The 18,889-nt window shown below is 58.1% G+C and carries 17 protein-coding genes; 2 read left to right on the forward strand and 15 right to left on the reverse strand.

Going from position 1 to position 18,889, the window contains the following annotated elements; all coding sequences use genetic code 11:
* Positions 1-21: 21 nt before the first annotated feature.
* From rnhB to rpsB, 15 genes are all read right to left on the reverse strand, one after another.
* The gene (gene rnhB / locus OKC31_RS03555) at positions 22-612 is read right to left on the reverse strand and encodes a ribonuclease HII (protein ID WP_257696493.1); all 591 of its coding nucleotides are present in this window, start codon (positions 610-612) and stop codon (positions 22-24) included.
* A gap of 118 nt (positions 613-730) precedes the next feature.
* Positions 731-1,870 (reverse strand): lipid-A-disaccharide synthase, encoded by a 1,140-nt coding sequence (lpxB, locus tag OKC31_RS03560; RefSeq protein ID WP_040098041.1) that lies wholly within the window; start codon positions 1,868-1,870, stop codon positions 731-733.
* Complete coding sequence (lpxA, locus tag OKC31_RS03565; protein WP_005338557.1) at positions 1,863-2,654, reverse strand: acyl-ACP--UDP-N-acetylglucosamine O-acyltransferase; 792 nt, start codon at positions 2,652-2,654, stop codon at positions 1,863-1,865. The genes lpxB and lpxA overlap by 8 nt, the downstream gene beginning before the upstream one ends.
* Before the next feature lie 5 nt (positions 2,655-2,659).
* On the reverse strand, positions 2,660-3,121 hold the full coding sequence (gene fabZ, locus OKC31_RS03570; protein WP_005338559.1) for a 3-hydroxyacyl-ACP dehydratase FabZ: 462 nt from the start codon (positions 3,119-3,121) through the stop codon (positions 2,660-2,662).
* Between the two features lie 24 nt (positions 3,122-3,145).
* Positions 3,146-4,165 (reverse strand): UDP-3-O-(3-hydroxymyristoyl)glucosamine N-acyltransferase, encoded by a 1,020-nt coding sequence (gene lpxD / locus OKC31_RS03575; RefSeq protein ID WP_005338561.1) that lies wholly within the window; start codon positions 4,163-4,165, stop codon positions 3,146-3,148.
* Between the two features lie 3 nt (positions 4,166-4,168).
* Complete coding sequence (locus OKC31_RS03580; protein ID WP_005338563.1) at positions 4,169-4,681, reverse strand: OmpH family outer membrane protein; 513 nt, start codon at positions 4,679-4,681, stop codon at positions 4,169-4,171.
* A gap of 149 nt (positions 4,682-4,830) precedes the next feature.
* Positions 4,831-7,362 (reverse strand): outer membrane protein assembly factor BamA, encoded by a 2,532-nt coding sequence (bamA, locus tag OKC31_RS03585; protein WP_270656284.1) that lies wholly within the window; start codon positions 7,360-7,362, stop codon positions 4,831-4,833.
* A 34-nt stretch (positions 7,363-7,396) separates the two neighbouring features.
* Positions 7,397-8,749: a sigma E protease regulator RseP gene (rseP, locus tag OKC31_RS03590; RefSeq protein WP_058058902.1), complete on the reverse strand. Its 1,353-nt coding sequence runs from the start codon at positions 8,747-8,749 to the stop codon at positions 7,397-7,399.
* Entirely contained in the window at positions 8,749-9,945 is a 1,197-nt protein-coding gene (ispC, locus tag OKC31_RS03595) for a 1-deoxy-D-xylulose-5-phosphate reductoisomerase (protein ID WP_202000324.1), read from the reverse strand. Before ispC ends, rseP begins: the two co-directional genes overlap by 1 nt.
* Positions 9,945-10,802, reverse strand: a complete 858-nt coding sequence (locus OKC31_RS03600; RefSeq protein ID WP_270656285.1) for a phosphatidate cytidylyltransferase — start codon at positions 10,800-10,802, stop codon at positions 9,945-9,947. The genes ispC and OKC31_RS03600 overlap by 1 nt, the downstream gene beginning before the upstream one ends.
* A 27-nt stretch (positions 10,803-10,829) precedes the next feature.
* Positions 10,830-11,606, reverse strand: coding sequence for a polyprenyl diphosphate synthase (gene uppS / locus OKC31_RS03605; protein WP_005338574.1), 777 nt, complete (start codon positions 11,604-11,606; stop codon positions 10,830-10,832).
* Positions 11,607-11,678: 72 nt separating this feature from the next.
* Positions 11,679-12,236, reverse strand: coding sequence for a ribosome recycling factor (frr, locus tag OKC31_RS03610; RefSeq protein WP_005338576.1), 558 nt, complete (start codon positions 12,234-12,236; stop codon positions 11,679-11,681).
* 101 nt (positions 12,237-12,337) lie between these two features.
* Complete coding sequence (pyrH, locus tag OKC31_RS03615) at positions 12,338-13,072, reverse strand: UMP kinase (RefSeq protein WP_005338577.1); 735 nt, start codon at positions 13,070-13,072, stop codon at positions 12,338-12,340.
* Positions 13,073-13,143: 71 nt separating this feature from the next.
* Complete coding sequence (gene tsf, locus OKC31_RS03620) at positions 13,144-14,025, reverse strand: translation elongation factor Ts (protein WP_075114988.1); 882 nt, start codon at positions 14,023-14,025, stop codon at positions 13,144-13,146.
* A gap of 104 nt (positions 14,026-14,129) precedes the next feature.
* Entirely contained in the window at positions 14,130-14,858 is a 729-nt protein-coding gene (gene rpsB, locus OKC31_RS03625) for a 30S ribosomal protein S2 (protein ID WP_005303470.1), read from the reverse strand.
* 371 nt (positions 14,859-15,229) lie between these two features.
* Here rpsB and map point away from each other — a divergent pair, with 371 nt between their 5' ends.
* Together map and glnD are read left to right on the forward strand one after the other, a co-directional pair.
* The gene (map, locus tag OKC31_RS03630) at positions 15,230-16,018 is read left to right on the forward strand and encodes a type I methionyl aminopeptidase (RefSeq protein ID WP_005338579.1); all 789 of its coding nucleotides are present in this window, start codon (positions 15,230-15,232) and stop codon (positions 16,016-16,018) included.
* A gap of 85 nt (positions 16,019-16,103) precedes the next feature.
* Positions 16,104-18,740 carry a bifunctional uridylyltransferase/uridylyl-removing protein GlnD gene (glnD, locus tag OKC31_RS03635; RefSeq protein ID WP_075114989.1) on the forward strand — a complete coding sequence of 879 codons (2,637 nt, stop codon included), beginning with the start codon at positions 16,104-16,106 and terminating at the stop codon, positions 18,738-18,740.
* The last annotated feature ends 149 nt before the right edge of the window (positions 18,741-18,889 follow it).

Genomic DNA, 18,889 nt, shown 5'->3' on the forward strand with positions numbered 1-18,889 from the left:
GCTCAAACTAAATGGCATGGTCTACTCGATCCCCAGTGCGCGACGCACAGGCTTGAAGCTCTTGCGATATTCGGGCAACGGGCCACGCTCGGCCAGAATGGCGAGGTGCTCCGCAGTCGGATAACCCTTGTGGCGGGCAAAGCCGTACTCGGGATGACGGCTGTCCAGCTCGGTCATCTCCGCATCGCGGGTCACCTTGGCGAGGATCGAGGCGGCGCTGATGGCGGCCACCAGGCTATCGCCCTTGACCACGGCGCGCGCCTCCATCGGCAATGCCGGGCAACGGTTGCCATCGATAAAGACCAGCTCGGGCGTCACCTTCAGTCCCGCCACGGCGCGCTGCATCGCCAGCATGGTGGCATGCAGGATGTTGAGCTCGTCGATCTCCTCCGGAGTGGCGCGACCGATGGCCCAGGCGAGCGCCTTCTCTTTGATCTCGTCAAACAGCGCCAGCCGCTTCTTCTCGGAGAGCTTCTTGGAGTCGTTGAGCCCCGCGATCGGATTGGCGGGATCGAGAATGACCGCAGCGGTGACCACGTCACCCACCAGCGGGCCACGGCCCACTTCGTCCACACCGGCAACCAGCTTGTTGTCAGGAATATCGATCATCATCTTGTAGCCTTGAATCAAAACAGGCCCCGTGGGGCCTGACAGGGGTCGACTGACGCGGCATCACCGCTCGAAAACGAATGTACGGGTAGCGCGGCGCAATCGACGGTCCGAAATAGCGTTATCTGCCGAGCAGATCCGCCACCGCATCGGCGGCCTGCGAGTCGGCATTGCAGCGGATCAGCTGGTGCAGCTCGGTGAAGGTGTTGACCAGCGCACTGTTGTCGTGCTCGAAGTACTTGCTCACCTCTTCCACCAGATTCTCCGGGGTACACTCGTGCTGGATGAGTTCCGGCACCAGCATGCGACCGGCGAGCAGGTTGGGCAGAGAGACAAATTCGGTCTTCACCAGTCGCTGGGCCAGCCAATAGCTGAAGGGCTTGAGCTTGTAACCCACCACCATCGGTTTTTTCACCAGCATGGCTTCGAGCGCCGCAGTGCCGGAAGCCAGCATCACCACGTCGGCGGCGATCATCGCCTCGCGGCCCTGTCCTTCCAGCAGCACCATGTCGAGACCCGGAGCTACCTCGGCCTTGATGGCCATAAACTGCTCGCGCCGTTTCTGGTTGACCAGCGGCACGATGAAGCCGAGATCTGGATAGCGCACCGTCAGGTGTTTGCACGCCTCGAGAAACAGGGGGGACATAAAGCCCACTTCTGCGGTGCGGCTGCCCGGCAGCACCGCCAGCCAGCGGCGATTGGCATCGATACCGAGATTGCGACGTACGGCTGCCTGATCCGGCACCAATGGAATATCATCCGCCATGGTGTGACCGACAAAACGGCAAGGGGCATCGAAGCGGTCGTAAAAGGCTTTCTCGAACGGCAGGAAGGCGAGCACCATGTCGGTGGCGGCCTTGATCTTGTGAATGCGGTTCTGGCGCCAAGCCCACACCGAGGGGCTGACATAGTGAACCGTCTTGATACCGGCGCGGCGCAGTTTCAGCTCCACTCCGATATTGAAATCCGGTGCATCCACGCCGATGAAGATATCAGGCGGATTGGCGATGAAGTGGCGCAACAGTTCGCGACGGACCTTGAGAATGCGCGGCAGACGGCCCAGCACCTCGGTGATCCCCATGACGGAGAGCTCTTCCATCTCGAACAGGGCCTTGACGCCGAGGGCCTGCATCCGCGGCCCGGCGATCCCTTCAAACTGCGCATCCGGGTAGCGGGCTTGCAGCTCGCGCACCAGACCGGCAGCCAGGATGTCGCCGGAGACCTCTCCGGCGACGATACCGATACGAACCGGATCAGGCACGGATGATCCCGCGCTCGTTGTCTTTGAGGAAGTCCACATAGAGCTGGACAGCCGGTTCGGCTTGCGCCATCTCGATCAGAACCGGCAGCACCTCTTCGATGGTCTTGCCAGAGCGGAAGATCTCTTTGTAGGCACGCTTGACGGCAGAGATGGCCTCGGCGCTGAAACCGCGGCGACGCAGACCTTCGGAGTTCACCCCGAACGGCTTGGCGTAGTTGCCGGCAGCCATCACGTAAGGCGGTACGTCCTTGTTCAGGGCGGCGCAGCCACCGACGAAGGCGTGGGAACCGACGCGGCCAAACTGGTGAATGGCGGAGAGACCACCAAAGATCACGAAATCACCGATCACCACGTGGCCCGCCAGGGTCGCGTTGTTGGCGAAGATGCAGTTGTCACCAATGATGCAGTCGTGGGCAACGTGGACGTTGACCATGAACAGGTTGCCGCTGCCCACCTTGGTCAGGGATTGATCCTGAATGGTACCGCGGTGGAAGGTGCAGTTCTCGCGAATGACGTTGTTGTCGCCAATCTCGAGGAAAGTGCGCTCACCGGCGTACTTCTTGTCCTGGCAATCCTCACCGATGGAGGTGTGCTGGAAGATCTTGTTGCCGCGACCAATCTTGGTCGGGCCCTTGATCACCACATGGGAACCTACCCAGGTGTTGTCACCGATTTCCACCTCGGCGCCGATGACAGAAAAGGGGCCGATTTCAACCCCTTTACCGATCACGGCAGACTCATGGACGATGGCTGTATCGTGAATGATGGCAGTCTGGTCGATCACGTGTGTTAAACCTCGCGTTTGGCGCACATCAGCTCGGCGGTACAGACCACTTCACCGTCGACGGTAGCGACACCGGTGAACTTGGCAATACCGCGACGCTCTTTCAGGAACTCCACGTCGAGCACCAGTTGGTCACCGGGGCCGACCGGACGCTTGAAGCGAGCGTTGTCGATTGAGGCAAAATAGTAGAGTTCGTTGGGAGACGGCTTGCCCACCATGGTAAAGGCCAGGATACCGGTGGCCTGTGCCATCGCTTCCAGGATCAGTACGCCAGGGAACACCGGCTTGGCCGGGAAGTGCCCCTGGAAGATCGGCTCGTTGAACGAGACGTTCTTGATGGCGCGCAGAGTTTTGCGCTCATCGCTGATCTCGTAGTCGTCTACACGATCCACCATCAGAAACGGATAACGGTGGGGCAGCAGATCCATGATTTCCTGGATACCCAGGCTCTTCTTTTCAGTAGTCAAAACAGTACCCTATACCAATCGTGATTATTCTTGATCCAGCTTCTTCTCAAGCTTGCTTAACCGCTTGTGCATCTCTTCGATACGCATCACCCGGGCGGCGGTCTTGCGCCACTCTTTATTGGTTTGCAGAGGGATGCCGGAAGAGTAGACACCGGGCTCGGTAATGGGTCGCATCACCATGGCCATACCGGTGACGGTGGCCTGGTCGCAGATCTCCATATGCCCGTTAAAGACGGAAGCGCCGCCAATGATACAGTATTTGCCGACCTTGAGACTACCAGCCATCACGGTAGAGCCCGCCACGGCGGTGCCGTAACCGATCTCCACGTTGTGGGCGATCTGGCACTGGTTGTCGATGATGACGTTGTCAGCGATGCGGGTATCTTCCAGCGCACCGCGGTCAATGGTGGTACAGGCACCGATCTCGACCCGGTTGCCAATGGTCACACCGCCGAGCTGGGGGATCTTGATCCACTCGCCACGCTCGTTGGCATAACCGAAACCATCGGCCCCGATCACTGTGCCGGATTGAACCAGACAGTCGGTACCCATGGTCACATTGTGATAGAGGGTGACGTTGGCCCACAGCCGGGAGCGGGCTCCCAGCCGGGTATTTTTGCCAACAAAACAGCCCGGGCCAATGCGTACATCGTCACCCAGCACGACGCCGGATTCGATCACTGCATTGGCGCCGATGGCCACTCTCTCGCCCAGTTGCACGTCAGCCGCGATAACGGCACTCGGATGAATATCCGTGGCCGGCTGCGGGGTGGTGTCCAGCAGTTGGGCTACCCGGGCAAAGCCCACATAGGGGTCTTTGAGCACCAGGGCATTGGTGGGACAAAATGGCAGATCCGCTTCGGTAATGAGCACGGCGGTCGCCTTGCTCTGCTCCAGATAGTGCCGGTACTTCTTATTGGACAGGAAGGTGATATCCCCCTCCCCGGCCTTTTCCAGTGTCGCTACCTTGCGGATTTCCAGGGTTCCGTCGCCATGGACCTGGGCCCCCAGTTGCTGGGCCAGCTGTGCGAGAGTGAATGCCATCAATTAGTTGCTCTTGCTTACCTGAGAAATAACCTGGCCGGAGATGTCCAGCTTGCTGGCGGCATACGGGGCGGCATTGCGCTCCAGCACCAGATCGTAACCATTGCTCTTGGCGATGGAATCGATGGCAGCCTGCACCTTGGTCAGGATCTTGTTGCGCTCTTCGGACTGACGGCGACCGTTGTCCTGTTCAAAGGCTTGACGCTTCTGGTTGAACTCCATCTGCAGCTTGGCCAGCTTCTCCTGGTTCTGCTTCTTCTGCTCGGCGCTCATGAAGGCTTCATCCTTGCGGAACTTCTCGACCAGCTTCTGGCCTTCCTGTTCCAGCTTCTGCAGCTCACGCATGCGCGGCTCGAATTCGCCTTTCAGCTTGGCTGCAACGGCTTCACGCTGGGGCAGCTTTTGGAAGACTTCGCCCATATCCACCACGGCGATCTTGGTCTCAGCGAAGGCAGAACCCATGCCGGCAGCCATCAGTGCAAAGCTCAAACCAGCTACTTTCAACGCTTTATTCACACTTACTCCTTGTTCCCTCATGGCGAGGGCTACCTGATTTACCCGATTATGCAAGCGGCGTTAGGACCGTCTTGTTACCTGGTGAGGCACGCATACCGCGCGTCCCATCATTGAAGACCCCCACCGCATGGGTGGGGGCGAAACTCTGCTTAGAAAGTACGGCCGATGTTGAAGGAGAAGAACTCGGTGCGATCCCCTTCGTATTTTTTGATCGGCTTGGCCAGGGCAAACACCAGCGGGCCCATCGGCGAGAGCCACTGCAGGGAGACACCGGCAGAGACCCGGATATTGCCCGGACTGGAGTAGTCCTGGCTCAAGTAGTTGCAATCTGCCCCAGCGGTACAAGGATATGCCCCGTTGGCAAAATCAGTGCTCCAGACGGTACCTGCATCCATAAAGACGGTGGAACGGATCTGCGGACGATAGGTCTCGGAAACAAACGGGGTCGGGAAGACCAGCTCCAGTGTTGCGACGGCCAGAGCGTTGCCCCCCACCGAGGTGTCGGAACCTTCATAACTGCCGGTCTCACAAGGTTGGCTGCCAGTACAAGTGCCAGCCCCCGGTTTGTTGTAGGTCTTGTAAATCGCCTTGGGACCAATGGTGTTGCTCTTGAAGCCACGTACCGTATCGAAACCGCCGGCATAGTAGTTCTCGAAGAACGGCAGCATGGGGTCATCGCCATAGCCGTTACCGTAGGAGACGCGCCCCTTGCCGATCATCACCCAGTTATGATCCGCATCGAGCGGGAAGTAGTGGGCATCTTCGGCGGAAAGCTTGTAGTACTGCAGTTCCATGCCCGGCACGGTCACCTTGGCGTTGACACGCTGGCGGTCACCGGCTGTCGGGAACATCCCCTTGTTCAGGGTGGAGCGGGTCCAGCCAGCGGTGACATCGACGGTCACAAAGTCGAGGTTGGAACCATCCTGTGAATAGAGATTCCAGAACTGATCCATCTGCACCGACTGGCGATTATCGTTCCACTGATCCCAGCAATAGGTATTGCCGTCAGTATCCGGATTGTCCTTTAGACATTCCTGATAGTTCTGGCTATTGAATGAGGGACGGCTCAGCTTGGTGCTCTCGATACCGGTACTGAAGTCGAGACGGTTGAACTCGTTGACCGGGAAACCGCTGGAGAGACGGAAACCGATGGTTTCGTTCTCGTAATCGACAATATCAGCATCATCGGCGCGGAACTGGTTGTAGTAGACCCGACCACCCAGGCTGACACCATCCACGGTGAAGTAGGGGTCATTGTAGCTCAGGTCAACGTTCTTGGAGTAGTCGTTGGTGCTGGCGTTGATGGAGACCGTTTTACCGGTACCCATAAAGTTATTCTGAGAGATCCCCGCCTGCAGGCTGAGACCCGATTCGGTGCCGTAACCGATACCGGCGTTGATGGAGCCTGCTGGCTGCTCCTTGACCTTGAAGTCGAGGTCAACCAGATCATCGTTACCCGGCACCCGCTTGGTGTCCACTTCGACGCTCTCGAAATAACCAAGGCGGTTGAGACGGCTCTTGGACTGCTCGATGTTGTCGGAGGAGAGCCAGGTGCCTTCCATCTGGCGCATCTCGCGACGCAGCACCTGATCTTCGGTGGTGGCGTTACCGCTGAAGTTGATGTTGCGCACATAGACACGGGGGCCAGGCTCAACGTTGACGATCAGCTCCACTTCTTTGGTCTTGTCATTGACCTGCGGGAAGGTGACCACTTTCGGATAGGCGTAGCCGTAACGGCCGAGGAACTTGGAGAGCACTTCTTCGGTATGGGTCACCTGACTGGCGGAGTAGGTGCTGCCGGCAGCGATCGGGATCAATCCCTTCATCTCGCCACCGCGATCGATCAGGTCACCCTTGAGCTGGACACCGGAGACCTTGTACTGATCCCCTTCCTTGATGTTGAGGGTGACGTAGACGCCCTTCTTGTCGGGGGTCATGGAGACCTGGGTAGACTCCTGCTGGAAGCGGATATAGCCGCGGTCCATGTAGTAGGAGCGCAGGGTCTCGATATCACCGGCCAGTTTCTGCTTCTGATAGCGCTGGTCGGCGGTGAAGTTCCACCAGGGCACTTCGTCGCGCAGGGAGAGTTGGGCAATCAGCTTCTCTTCAGGGAAGACGCTGTTGCCGACGATGTTGATCTGCTGGATCTTGGCCGCTTCCCCTTCCACGAAGGTGAACTTGAGGTCGACCCGGTTGCGCGGCAACGGGGTGACGATGGCCTTGACCTTGGCGGAGTATTTACCCACGCCATAGTAGAAATCTTCCAGTCCCTTCTCGAGGGAGGTGAGCACGGTGCGATCCAGCGGATCACCCACACGAATACCTGAGGACTCCAGACTCTGGGTCAGTTGCTCCTCTTTGATATCCTTGTTGCCGGCAAACTCGATGCTGGAGATGGTCGGACGCTCCTTGACCATCACCTGCAGCACTTGGCCGTCACGGTAAACCTTCACATCCTCGAAGTTACCCGAGGCATAGAGCTTTTTGATGGCGCTGGCCAGAGCCACGGAATCGACGGTATCACCGACCCGGATCGGCAGGTTCAACAGTGCGGCCCCCAGGGTCACCCGTTGCAGACCTTCGACCTGGATATCTTGCACCACAAAAGAGGCAGGGGCCGCCTGGGCCAGGAAACTGGCACCCAGCAGGCAACTCAACACCAATGCTTTTTTAACAGCCATTTTGTTCTTATGTGTCCTTGTTGATGCTCTGGCCTCAGAGGCGAGCGAAATCGTTAAACAGCGCAATGCCCATCAATAACATCAGAATGGCGGCGCCGATCCTGAAACCCACTTCCTGTATTTTCTCTGATACCGGCTTGCCGGTGACCGCTTCGATCAGGAAATAGACCAGATGGCCACCATCGAGCACCGGCAGGGGGAACAGATTGATAATCCCCAGGTTGACACTGATCAGCGCCAGAAAACTCAAGAAATAGACCAGGCCATAGTCGGCACTGCTGCCGGCGCCCTTGGCAATGGAGATGGGGCCGCTCAGGTTGTCCAGCGACACGATGCCACCGATCAACTTGCCAATCATGTCAAAGGTGAGCGTGATCAGACTCCAGGTTTTGTCCGCGCCATGCCACAGCGCCTGCAAAGGCCCATACTGTAACAGAATTCGATATTCATCCGGTAATGGAACCAGTTGCGGCGAGAGACCGACGAATCCTACCAGCTTGCCCTGCACCTTGCGGCTATCCGGGGTCAGGGTCACGTTGAGATCACTGTTGTTGCGCTCAACCACCACTTGCAGGGGTTCGCCCGGAGCCTGCTGCACCAGCTCGACAAACTGGGCCCACGCGGTAATAGGCTGATCGCCGACCTGTTTGATACGGTCACCGACCTGCAGTCCCGCCTTTTCACTGGCACTCTTGGGCACCACGGCAGCCACGACTGGCAGCACTTTGCCACTCAGGGGGACGATCCCCAAGCTGCCGATGGGCGACTCTTTATCCGGATCGAAGGTCCAGCCGGTCAGCGACAAGGTTTTATCGGTGGCATAGCTGGTATTGGGTGCCTGCACCTTGAGAGTCACTGCATCATCACCCAGATGGCTGATAAGGGCGTAAGTGACGCTCTCCCAGTCACCGGTCTGCTCATCGCCGACCCCGACAATCTCCATCCCCGGCAGCACACCCGCCTCGGCAACGATGGATGCAGGACGCACCTCACCGATCACCGGCTTGACGCTCGGCACCCCGATGATAAACATCAGCCAGAGGGCAAACAGGGCAAACACGAAGTTGGCCATGGGACCTGCGGCGACAATCGCCATCCGCGCCCAGACACTCTTGTGGTTGAAGGCATACTGCTCGTCACCGGGCTTGAGTTCATCGACCCGGCCATCGAGCATCTTGACGTAACCACCGAGGGGGATCAGCGCCAGCACATATTCGGTGCCATCTTTACCCATCCGGCGCCAGATCGCCTTGCCAAAACCGATAGAGAAGCGCTCAACCTTGACGCCACAACGACGGGCCACCCAGAAGTGACCAAACTCGTGCACCGCGACCAGCAGGCCCAGCGCAACAACAAAGGCACCGATATTCCACAACACACCGCCCATCAGCCAAGCTCCTCAATCAAAGTGTGAGCACGGGCTCTTGCCGCACCGTCCAGGGCAAACAGATCATCGAGCGAGCCGACTGCGCTGCTCTCCAGCGCCAGCATCACTGCCTCGTTGATCCGGGCAATATCCATAAAGCCGATGCGCCCGGCCAGAAAGGCGGCAACCGCCTCCTCGTTGGCTGCATTGAGCGCAGTGGTCGCCGCTTGTCCCTTCTGGCAGGCATTGATGGCCAGCGCCAGACAGGGGTAGCGATCATAATCAGGCCGGATAAAGCTGAACTCTCCGACACTGAAGAAATCCAAAGGTTCCACACTGGAGGGGATGCGATTGGGATAAGCCAGCGCATGGGCAATGGGGGTACACATATCCGGATTGCCAAGCTGAGCAAGCACGGAGCCATCCTTGTACTGCACCATGGAGTGGATCACCGACTGCGGGTGGATCACCACCTGGATCTGCTCGGGCGCCGCATTGAACAACCAGCGCGCCTCGATGTACTCCAGCCCTTTGTTGATCATGGTGGCGGAGTCGACCGAAATCTTGGCCCCCATCGACCAGTTGGGATGAGCGATGGCCTGCGCCGGCGTCACCTTCGCCAGCTCGCTGATCTCGGTGTAACGGAACGGGCCGCCGGAACCAGTCAGCAAAATCTTGCTGATCCCCGCCACAGCCAGATCGCAAAAACCGGGCTGGCGCTGCACGGCAGTCGGCAGACACTGGAAGATGGCATTGTGTTCGCTGTCGATGGGCAGCAGCTCGGCGCCATGCTCGCGCACAGCCTCCATGAAGAAAGCACCGGACATCACCAGCGCCTCCTTGTTGGCCAGCAAAATACGCTTGCCGGCACGTACCGCGGCCATGGTCGGGGCCAGTCCGGCCGCACCGACGATGGCGGCCATCACGCTATGGGCGTCGGGGTGAGCAGCAACCTCGCAAAGGGCTGCTGCACCAGACATGACCCGGGTCGCACTGCCGTGCGCTTTCAGACGGGCAGCCAGTTCACGGGCGGCATCCTCATCGACCATCACGGCAAAACGGGGGGAGAATTCGAGGCAGTCCCGCAACATGGCATCCACGTTGCGGGCGGCGGTCAACGCCAACACTTGCCAACTGCCCGGGTTATGGCGCAGCACTTTCAAGGTACTCTGACCAATGGAGCCGGAGGCTCCCAGAATAACCAGTGACTTGTGCATCAAAACTCCTGACTGATTAGCAGATAACTGAGCAGAAACACCGGCAGAGCGGCGGTCAGGCTGTCGATCCGGTCGAGAATACCGCCATGACCCGGCAGCAGGGTGCCGGAATCCTTGATGCCCGCTTCGCGCTTGAACATGCTCTCGGTCAGATCGCCGAGTACAGAGGCAAGCACCGCCAGCAGAGAGCAAAACAGCACGGTGATCATCTTGGCAGGAACAAATCCCATCGACCAGGTAACGCCGATGGCCAGCAGGCTGGCGGTAAAGAGGCCGCCGCACATTCCTTCGATGGTTTTGCCCGGACTCACAGCCGGTGCCAGCTTGTGCTTACCGAACGCCTTGCCGAAAAAATACGCGCCAGAATCTGCCGCCCAGACCAGTCCCATCACGAACAAGAGGATCCAGGCCCCCATCATGGGATCATGGTAAAAGTTGTAACCACGGATGGCGACCAGCGACCAGAAGAAAGGAACCAAGGTCACCAGACCAAACAGCGACTTGAGCCAGATAGACTCTTTCCACAGCTTGGCGCTTTGGGGATAGCGCAGCACCAGCAGCAGACCCAGCAGCCACCAGCTTACCGCTGTCCAGAGCACGCCCATCACGAGGGGGTGCAGGTGGGGCGTCCAGAGTTGCTCCACCGGCAGCCAAAAGAGGCTGGCACCGAGCAACAGACAAAATACGATGGGCAACCATTGCTGCGGAGCAGCAGAGACAAACCCACTCCATTCGCGACTGGCCAACAAAAACACTAGCGCAGCCAACAGGGCAAAAAATTTCAATGGCAGAAAGAAGAGCGCCCCCAACACCAGGGGGATCAACATCAAAGCAGTAATAATTCGTTGTTTTAGCAAAAGAAACCTCTCTCTTGGGAGCGGGGTTTAGCCGGTCTGCTGCTCGGCGATCAATTCCCGTATCTGTTCACCCGTGCAACCGAAGCGACGCTCGCGGGCAACGAAAGAGGCGACAGCCTCACTGAACTCGGCCTCGTTGAAATCGGGCCACAATACCGGGGTAAAATAGAGCTCGGCATAGGCGAGCTGCCATAACACAAAGTTGCTGATGCGATGATCGCCACCGGTGCGGATCAACAGGTCCACGGGTGGCAGATCGGCCATGCAAACCTCACGGGTCAACATGGATTCATCAATGTCGTCAGCGGCCAGTTCACCGGCCGCCACTGCTTTAGCCAGCTTGCGGGCCGCCTGGGCGATATCCCACTGGCCGCCATAGTTGGCCGCAATGTTCAGGGTCAACCCCTTGTTATTGGCGGTCAAGGCTTCCGCCTTGGCGATTTTGGCCTGCAACCGCTCACTAAAGCGAGCAGTATCGCCAATCACCTTGAGCCGGATCCCGTTGTTGTGCAGTTTCTGCACCTCACGACCCAGCACTGTGATGAATAGTTCCATCAAGGCACTGACCTCCCCTTCCGGGCGGCGCCAGTTCTCGCTGGAGAATGCAAACAGGGTCAATGCCTCGATCTTGGCACGCGCAGCAAAGGTAACGGCCTCGCGCACTGACTTGACGCCCGCCTTGTGGCCATAAACCCGCATCTTGCCTCGGTTCTGGGCCCAGCGACCGTTACCATCCATGATGATGGCGACGTGACGGGGTAAAGACGAGTTGGCACAATCACCCAACGCAGCCAAAAGCGACATGTAATTCTCCCACAAAGACAAAAGCGCCGTGCAGGGGCACTACACGGCGCTCGTAATATACCTTTCAGACGGTTAGATTTCCATTAGCTCCTTCTCCTTTACGGCAAGGGCCTCATCGACCAGCTTGATGTAGGAGTCGGTCAGTTTCTGGATCTCTTCCTGGGCGCGACGGTCGTCGTCTTCGGAGATCTCTTTGTCCTTCAGCAGCGCTTTCAAGTCGGCGTTAGCGTCACGACGGATGTTGCGCACGGCAACACGAGCGTTTTCCGCTTCGGCACGGACGATCTTGGTCAGGTCACGACGACGCTCTTCGGTCAGCGGCGGCAGTGGCACGCGCAGGGTCTGGCCATTGCTGGACGGGTTCAGGCCCAGATCGGAGGTCAGGATCGCCTTCTCTACCGCCTGGATCATGGAGCGGTCAAAAATGGAGATGGAGAGGGTGCGAGCATCTTCTGCCACGACGTTGGCCAACTGTTTCAGCGGAGTGGCAGCACCGTAATACTCAACCTGGATGCCGTCGAGCAGGCTCGGGTGAGCGCGGCCGGTACGGATCTTGGACATTTGAGTCTTGAGCGCTTCTACGCTCTTGCCCATACGGTCCTTGGCGTCGTTTTTAATCTCGTTGATCACAGTGGTTTTCCTTTTGGCGAACGAGCCGCTACACGGCCCGTGTCTATCTTATTTACTGACGTGATGGATAGGATAAGAGCGCCAGGTGGCTCACTTTTATCTTATTTACCAACGTGGTGGATCAGAGTGCCTTCCGGTTCACCCATGACAACCCGGCGCAGGGCACCCGGTTTGTTCATGTTGAACACGCGGATCGGCAGATCATGGTCACGTGCCAGGGTAAAGGCAGCAAGATCCATCACCTTGAGCTCTTTTTCAAGAACTTCATCATAACTCAGTTCATGATACAGCACGGCATCCGGATTCTTGACCGGATCTTCGTTGTATACACCATCAACCTTGGTGGCTTTGAGCACCACATCAGCTTCGATCTCGATCCCGCGCAGGCAAGCCGCAGAATCGGTAGTGAAGAAGGGGTTGCCGGTACCGGCAGAGAAGATAACGACTTTGCCAGCACGCAGCTGGCTGATTGCCTCGGCCCAGCTGTAGGAGTCGCAGACGCCCTGCAGGGAGATGGCAGACATCAGACGGGCATTCACATAAGCACGATGCAGGGCATCACGCATGGCCAGACCGTTCATCACGGTTGCCAGCATACCCATGTGGTCGCCCACCACGCGGTTCATGCCCGCTTTGGCAAGACCGGCACCACGGAACAGGTTGCCGCCACCGATGACCAGACCGACCTGAACACCCAACTCAACCAGTTCTTTGATCTCTTGGGCCATCCGCTCCAGCACCGCCGGATCAATGCCGAAACCCTCGGATCCTTGCAGGGCTTCACCACTCAACTTCAGAAGAACACGTCTGTATGCAGGTTTGGGATTGGTACTCATGTCACTGATTCCTGGTCATATAAAGACCGCGACATAAGTCGCGGTCTGGGGAAACGGAAAAACCGGTTCGATTAGGCCTTTTGAGCGGCCGCGATTTGGGCTGCAACTTCAGCAGCGAAATCGGTCTCTTGCTTCTCGATGCCTTCGCCCACTTCGAAACGGGTGAAGGAGACAACTTCAGCGCCTTCTTTCTTCAGCAGCTCGGCAACGGTCATGGAAGGATCTTTCACGAACGGTTGACCAGTCAGGGAAACCTCACCGGTGAACTTCTTCATGCGGCCTTCAACCATCTTCTCGGCGATCTCTTTCGGCTTGCCGGAGTTGATGGCGATGTCGATCTGGATTTCGCGCTCTTTGGCAACGACTTCAGCAGACACGTCTTCAGGCTTGACGAATTGCGGGCTGTTGGCAGCAACGTGCATGGCCAGATCTTTGGCCAGCTCGGCAGAACCACCGGTCAGCTTGGTGATAACACCAATGCGGGAACCGTGAACGTAGGTACCCAGGTTGTCACCTTCAACCAGCATCACGCGACGTAGGTTCATGTTCTCACCGATCTTGGCGATCAGGTTGGTGATGGTCAGCTCGACGGATTCGCCGTTACCGAAGTCAGCGGCTTTCAGCGCGTCAACGTCAGCAATTTTCTGGGTCGCAGCGATGTCAGCGATCTTCTGGCCCATTGCCATGAAGCTGGCATCTTTGGCGACGAAGTCGGTTTCGCTGTTCAGCTCGATCATGACGGCAACGTTGCCTTCGGTGCGAGCAAAGATAACGCCTTCAGCGGCGATACGGCCAGCTTTCTTGGCGGCTTTGGCCTGACCGGATTTGCGCATGTTCTCAATTGCCAGCTCGATATCACCAGCAGCTTCTTCCAGTGCTTTTTTGCAATCCATCATGCCAGCGGCAGTGCGCTCGCGCAGTTCTTTTACCAGGGCGGCAGTAACGTTAGCCATGTCCAGTATCCTCGGTCTTGAATTGACAAGAAACAGGGGCCACAAGGGCCCCTGCTAACCAATTACATCAGCTTGGTTAATAAGGGCTTTACAGTCCTTATCAATTACTCAGCTTCAACGAAGCCATCTTGTTCGGCTTGAACAACGATGTCCTGAGCGCGAGCTTCCAGTACGGTGTCAGCAGCAGCATTCAGGTACAGCTGTACGGCACGGATAGCGTCGTCGTTACCCGGGATGACATAGTCAACGCCGTCCGGGTTGGAGTTGGTATCAACGATGGAAACTACCGGGATACCCAGGTTATTGGCTTCTTTGATAGCGATATGCTCGTGGTCGGCATCGACAACGAACAGAACGTCAGGCAGGCCGCCCATGTTCTTGATACCACCCAGGCTCTTCTCCAGCTTTTCCATTTCGCGAGTACGCATCAGCGCCTCTTTCTTGGTCAGCTTGTCGAAGGTACCGTCTTGGCTCTGGGTTTCCAGATCTTTCAGGCGCTTGATAGACTGACGAACGGTTTTCCAGTTGGTCAGCATACCGCCCAGCCAGCGGTGGTTTACATAGAACTGGTCGCAACGCTCAGCGGCTTCTTTTACGGCTTCAGACGCGGCACGCTTGGTACCAACGAACAGTACCTTGCCTTTCTTGGCAGCTACGGAGCTGATGAAGTTCATGGCATCGTCAAACATCGGAACGGTTTTTTCCAGGTTGATGATGTGAACTTTGCTGCGGGCACCGAAGATGTAGGATTTCATTTTCGGGTTCCAGTAACGAGTCTGGTGACCGAAGTGAACGCCGGCTTGCAGCATGTCGCGCATAGAAACTTTAGCCATTTTATACCTCTGTATTGGGGTTAGGCCTCCACACATCCCATATAACCGACCCGTTAAGGCACCCCGGCATATGTGTCGATGTGTGTGTGTTGTTTAAGTAAGGGTGATGAAATCGGGACGCAAGTTCCCCATTCCGGCGCGCTTTATACCATAACTTTGTTCAGGACACCACCGGCCGACACCCTAAACAGGTGTAAATATGGATCCCGCCAGAGGATGCTGCGACGCCGATTTGACGTTGTGATGACAATCACACTGGAAGTACGCGGGGGTTGCGGATAAAATTTTGCCCTGATTGCAAACGCATCTATTTTTCATTACCTGTCCTGTCTGCCCTCGCAGGCCTAGCGGCAGGCCGCAAGAGAGATCCCATGTCCATTAAAATCAAGACACCGGAAGAGATTGAAAAGATGCGCGTTGCCGGCCAATTGGCCGCCGATGTGCTGGTCATGATTGCGCCCCATGTCAAAGCTGGCGTCACCACTGACGAACTGAACACCCTCTGCCACGACTATATTGTCGACGTACAACAGGCGGTTCCAGCTCCGCTCAACTACCACGGCTTCCCCAAATCCATCTGCACCTCGGTGAACGATGTGATCTGCCACGGTATCCCGAATCACAAGAAGCTGCGCGATGGCGACATCATCAACCTGGATATCACCGTCATCAAGGATGGCTACCACGGTGATACCTCGGCCATGTTCATCGTGGGCGAGACCACCCCGCTGCGCCGCCAGCTCTGCAAGGTTGCGCAAGAGAGCCTCTACGCTGCCATCAAGAAGGTGCGCCCGGGTGCCTGCATCACCGAGATTGGGGCCGTCATCCAGCCCATCGTCGAGAAGGCCGGTTTCTCCGTGGTGCGTGACTACTGCGGTCACGGTATCGGTGCCGAGTTCCACGAAGAGCCGCAGATCCTCCACTACCGCAACAGTGGCAAGCTGGAGCTGAAAGCGGGCATGTGCTTCACCATCGAGCCGATGGTCAACAGCAAGAAGTATCACTGCAAGGTCAATCCGAAGGATGGCTGGACCGTAACCACAAAGGATGGCGGCGACTCCGCCCAGTGGGAACACACCCTGCTGGTGACCGAGGATGGCTGCGAGGTGCTCACCCTGCGCCCCGATGACACTATCGACCGCTTCATCAAACACAGCTAACATCGAACCCCGGCCCTGAACTTCCAAAGCGCCGGGGTTTTTACTTCTGTTTCAGCCATTTGCCTGCCACTGTGTGTGAGATGCCATGGACGCCAGCCTGCTTTCCCCCCATTTGTTACCCGATGATCAGCTCACTCGCGACAACTGCAAAGAGTACCTGAGCCGCTTTCTCGGCTGGCTGCACGCCCGTTTTGATGCCGGCGACAACATCATCGAGCTGGTCGCCACCCGCTCCGAGTACATGGATCAGTTGCTCTGCCGGTTGTGGCAGAAGTTCGGCTTTGACAAGAGCGATCTGACCCTGATCGCTGTGGGGGGGTATGGTCGCGGCGAGCTGCACCCACACTCCGATATCGACCTGCTGATCCTCTATGACGGCGACGAACTGGACGAGGTGTTGGGACTGCGCATCGGCGAGTTCATCACCTTGCTGTGGGACCTCAAGCTTGAGGTGGGTCAGGCGGTGCGCAACGTGGCGGAGTGCCTTGAGCAGGGGCGCGCCGATATCACTGTCGCCACCAACCTCATTGAGGCCCGCTACATCACAGGTCGCCAGGAGGGCTTCCGGCAACTGAAAGAGGCCACCGGCCCCCAGCACTTCTGGCCGAGCGAAGCCTTCTTTCGCGCCAAACGGCAAGAGCAGGCGGAGCGCCATCAGCAGTTTCTCGGTACCGCCTACAAGCTGGAGCCGGATCTCAAGAGCAATCCGGGTGGCCTGCGGGATATTCAAACTCTCGCCTGGGTCGCCCGCCGCCACTTTGGCGCCACCACCTTGTTCGAGATGACCAGCCACGGCTTTCTCAATCGCGCCGAGTACCGCGAGCTGCTCGACTGCCAGAATTTTCTCTGGAAGGTGCGCTTCGCCCTGCACATGGCCATAAACAAGGGAGATAACCGCCTGCTGTTCGATCGCCAGCGCACCGTGGCCCAGATGTTGGGGTTCGAGGGGGAAGGCAACACTCCGGTCGAGCAGATGATGAAACGCTTCTATCAGACGGTACGGCGGGTCTCCGAGCTCAACGAGATGCTGCTGCAGCTGTTTGACGAAGCCATCCTCGGCAACACAGCCATGGATGTGCGCCGCCTCTCCGACGAGTTCCAGCTCCGTGGCCGCCTCATCGATGCGGTGGATGCGGAGTTGTTTAGCCGTGAACCGGCCGCCATCCTGCGCCTCTTCTATCAGATGGCCCAACACCCCGAGATTGCGGGTATCCACTCGGCCACCTTGCGCCAACTGCGCGAGGCGCGCCGCAAACTCAACTGCTGGTTGCAAGACTTACCCGACTGCCGTCGCCTCTTTATGGCGCTGCTGCGCCACCCCAACGGCATCGGCCTGCCGCTCACCCTGATGCACAAGTACGGCATTCTGGCGGCCTATCTGCCGCAATGGAACCTGATCGTCGGCCAGATGCAGTTCGATATGTTCCACGCCTACACCGTAGATGAGCACACCCACCGGCTGCTCAAGAACATTCACCAGTTCCCCAATCCGGCCAGCCGCCAGAGTCACCCGCTCTGCCACGATGTCTTCACCCGGCTGCGCAAACCTGAGCTGCTCAGCATCGCCGCCCTGTTCCACGATATCGCCAAGGGACGGCGCGGCGATCACTCGGAGCTCGGCGCCGTCGATGCGCTGGAGTTCTGCCAGCTGCACGGCCTCGATCGCTACGAGAGCCGACTGGTCGCCTGGCTGGTGCGCCACCATCTGCTGATGTCGGTCACCGCCCAGCGCCGCGATATCTATGACCCCGACGTGGTCACCGATTTTGCCCAGAAGGTGCGCGACGAGCAGCATCTCGACCTGCTCTACTGCCTCACCGTGGCCGATATCTGCGCCACCAACGATACCCTGTGGAACGACTGGAAGGGCACCCTGCTGCGGGAGCTCTACTTCGCCACCCAGAAGGCGCTGCGCCAGGGGCTGGAGAACCCGCCCGACATGCGGCTGCGCATTCGCGAAAACCAGCGTCAGGCCAAGCAACTACTTGCGCAACGGGATGTATCGGAAGAGGCAATCAACCAGCTCTGGGGCGACTTCAAGGCCGACTACTTCCTGCGTCACAGCCCGGAACAGATCGCCTGGCACTGCCGCCACATCATCGAGCATCGTGACAATCCGGCGCCGCTGGTGATCATCGGCAAACACCCGACCCGCGGCGGCAGCGAGGTATTTATCTACTGCCGCGATACCCCGAATCTGTTTGCCACCGTCGCCTCGGCGCTGGATCAGAAGAACCTCAACATCCACGATGCCCAGATCATGAACTCGCGCAGCAACTATGTACTCGATACCTTCGTGGTGCTGGAGCCGAGCGGCGAGCCCATCAGCCCCAACCGCACCGCCACCATCAAGAAGGCGCTGGAGAAGGCGCTGCAGGAGCCGGGCAAGCTGGTGCTGCGCAACAAGCCGCTGTCGCGGCGCCACCGCCAGTTCAGCGTGCCGACCCGGGTGGTCTTCCTGCCCCATAAAGGGGAAAGCCGTCACACCCTGATGGAGCTGACTGCCCTCGATACCCCCGGCCTGCTGGCCCGGATCGGTGCCGTTTTCCAGCAGTGCGGGCTGTCGCTGCACGCCGCCAAAATCGCCACTTTCGGTGAGAGGGTCGAGGACTTTTTCAGCCTGACCAGCCTCGATGGCGAACCATTGACCGCCGAGCAGCAAAAACAGCTGGAAGAGCGACTGGTACACCAACTCAATCCCCAACAGTCGGTACTGGATTAAGCGAAGAGTGATTCGAAAGAGACTGGTTGTCGGGCGTTTTTTGCCATGCCAAACAACTGGTTGGCGCACACCGGATGAAGAAATGGCCACTGGCCGGAAGAATTCCGGTCAACCCCTTAAAAACAGTCGGAAAAGTGTGATACAACAAA

The organism is Aeromonas sp. Y293-4, assembly GCF_027705905.1.
Classification (GTDB): Bacteria; Pseudomonadota; Gammaproteobacteria; order Enterobacterales; family Aeromonadaceae; genus Aeromonas; species Aeromonas veronii.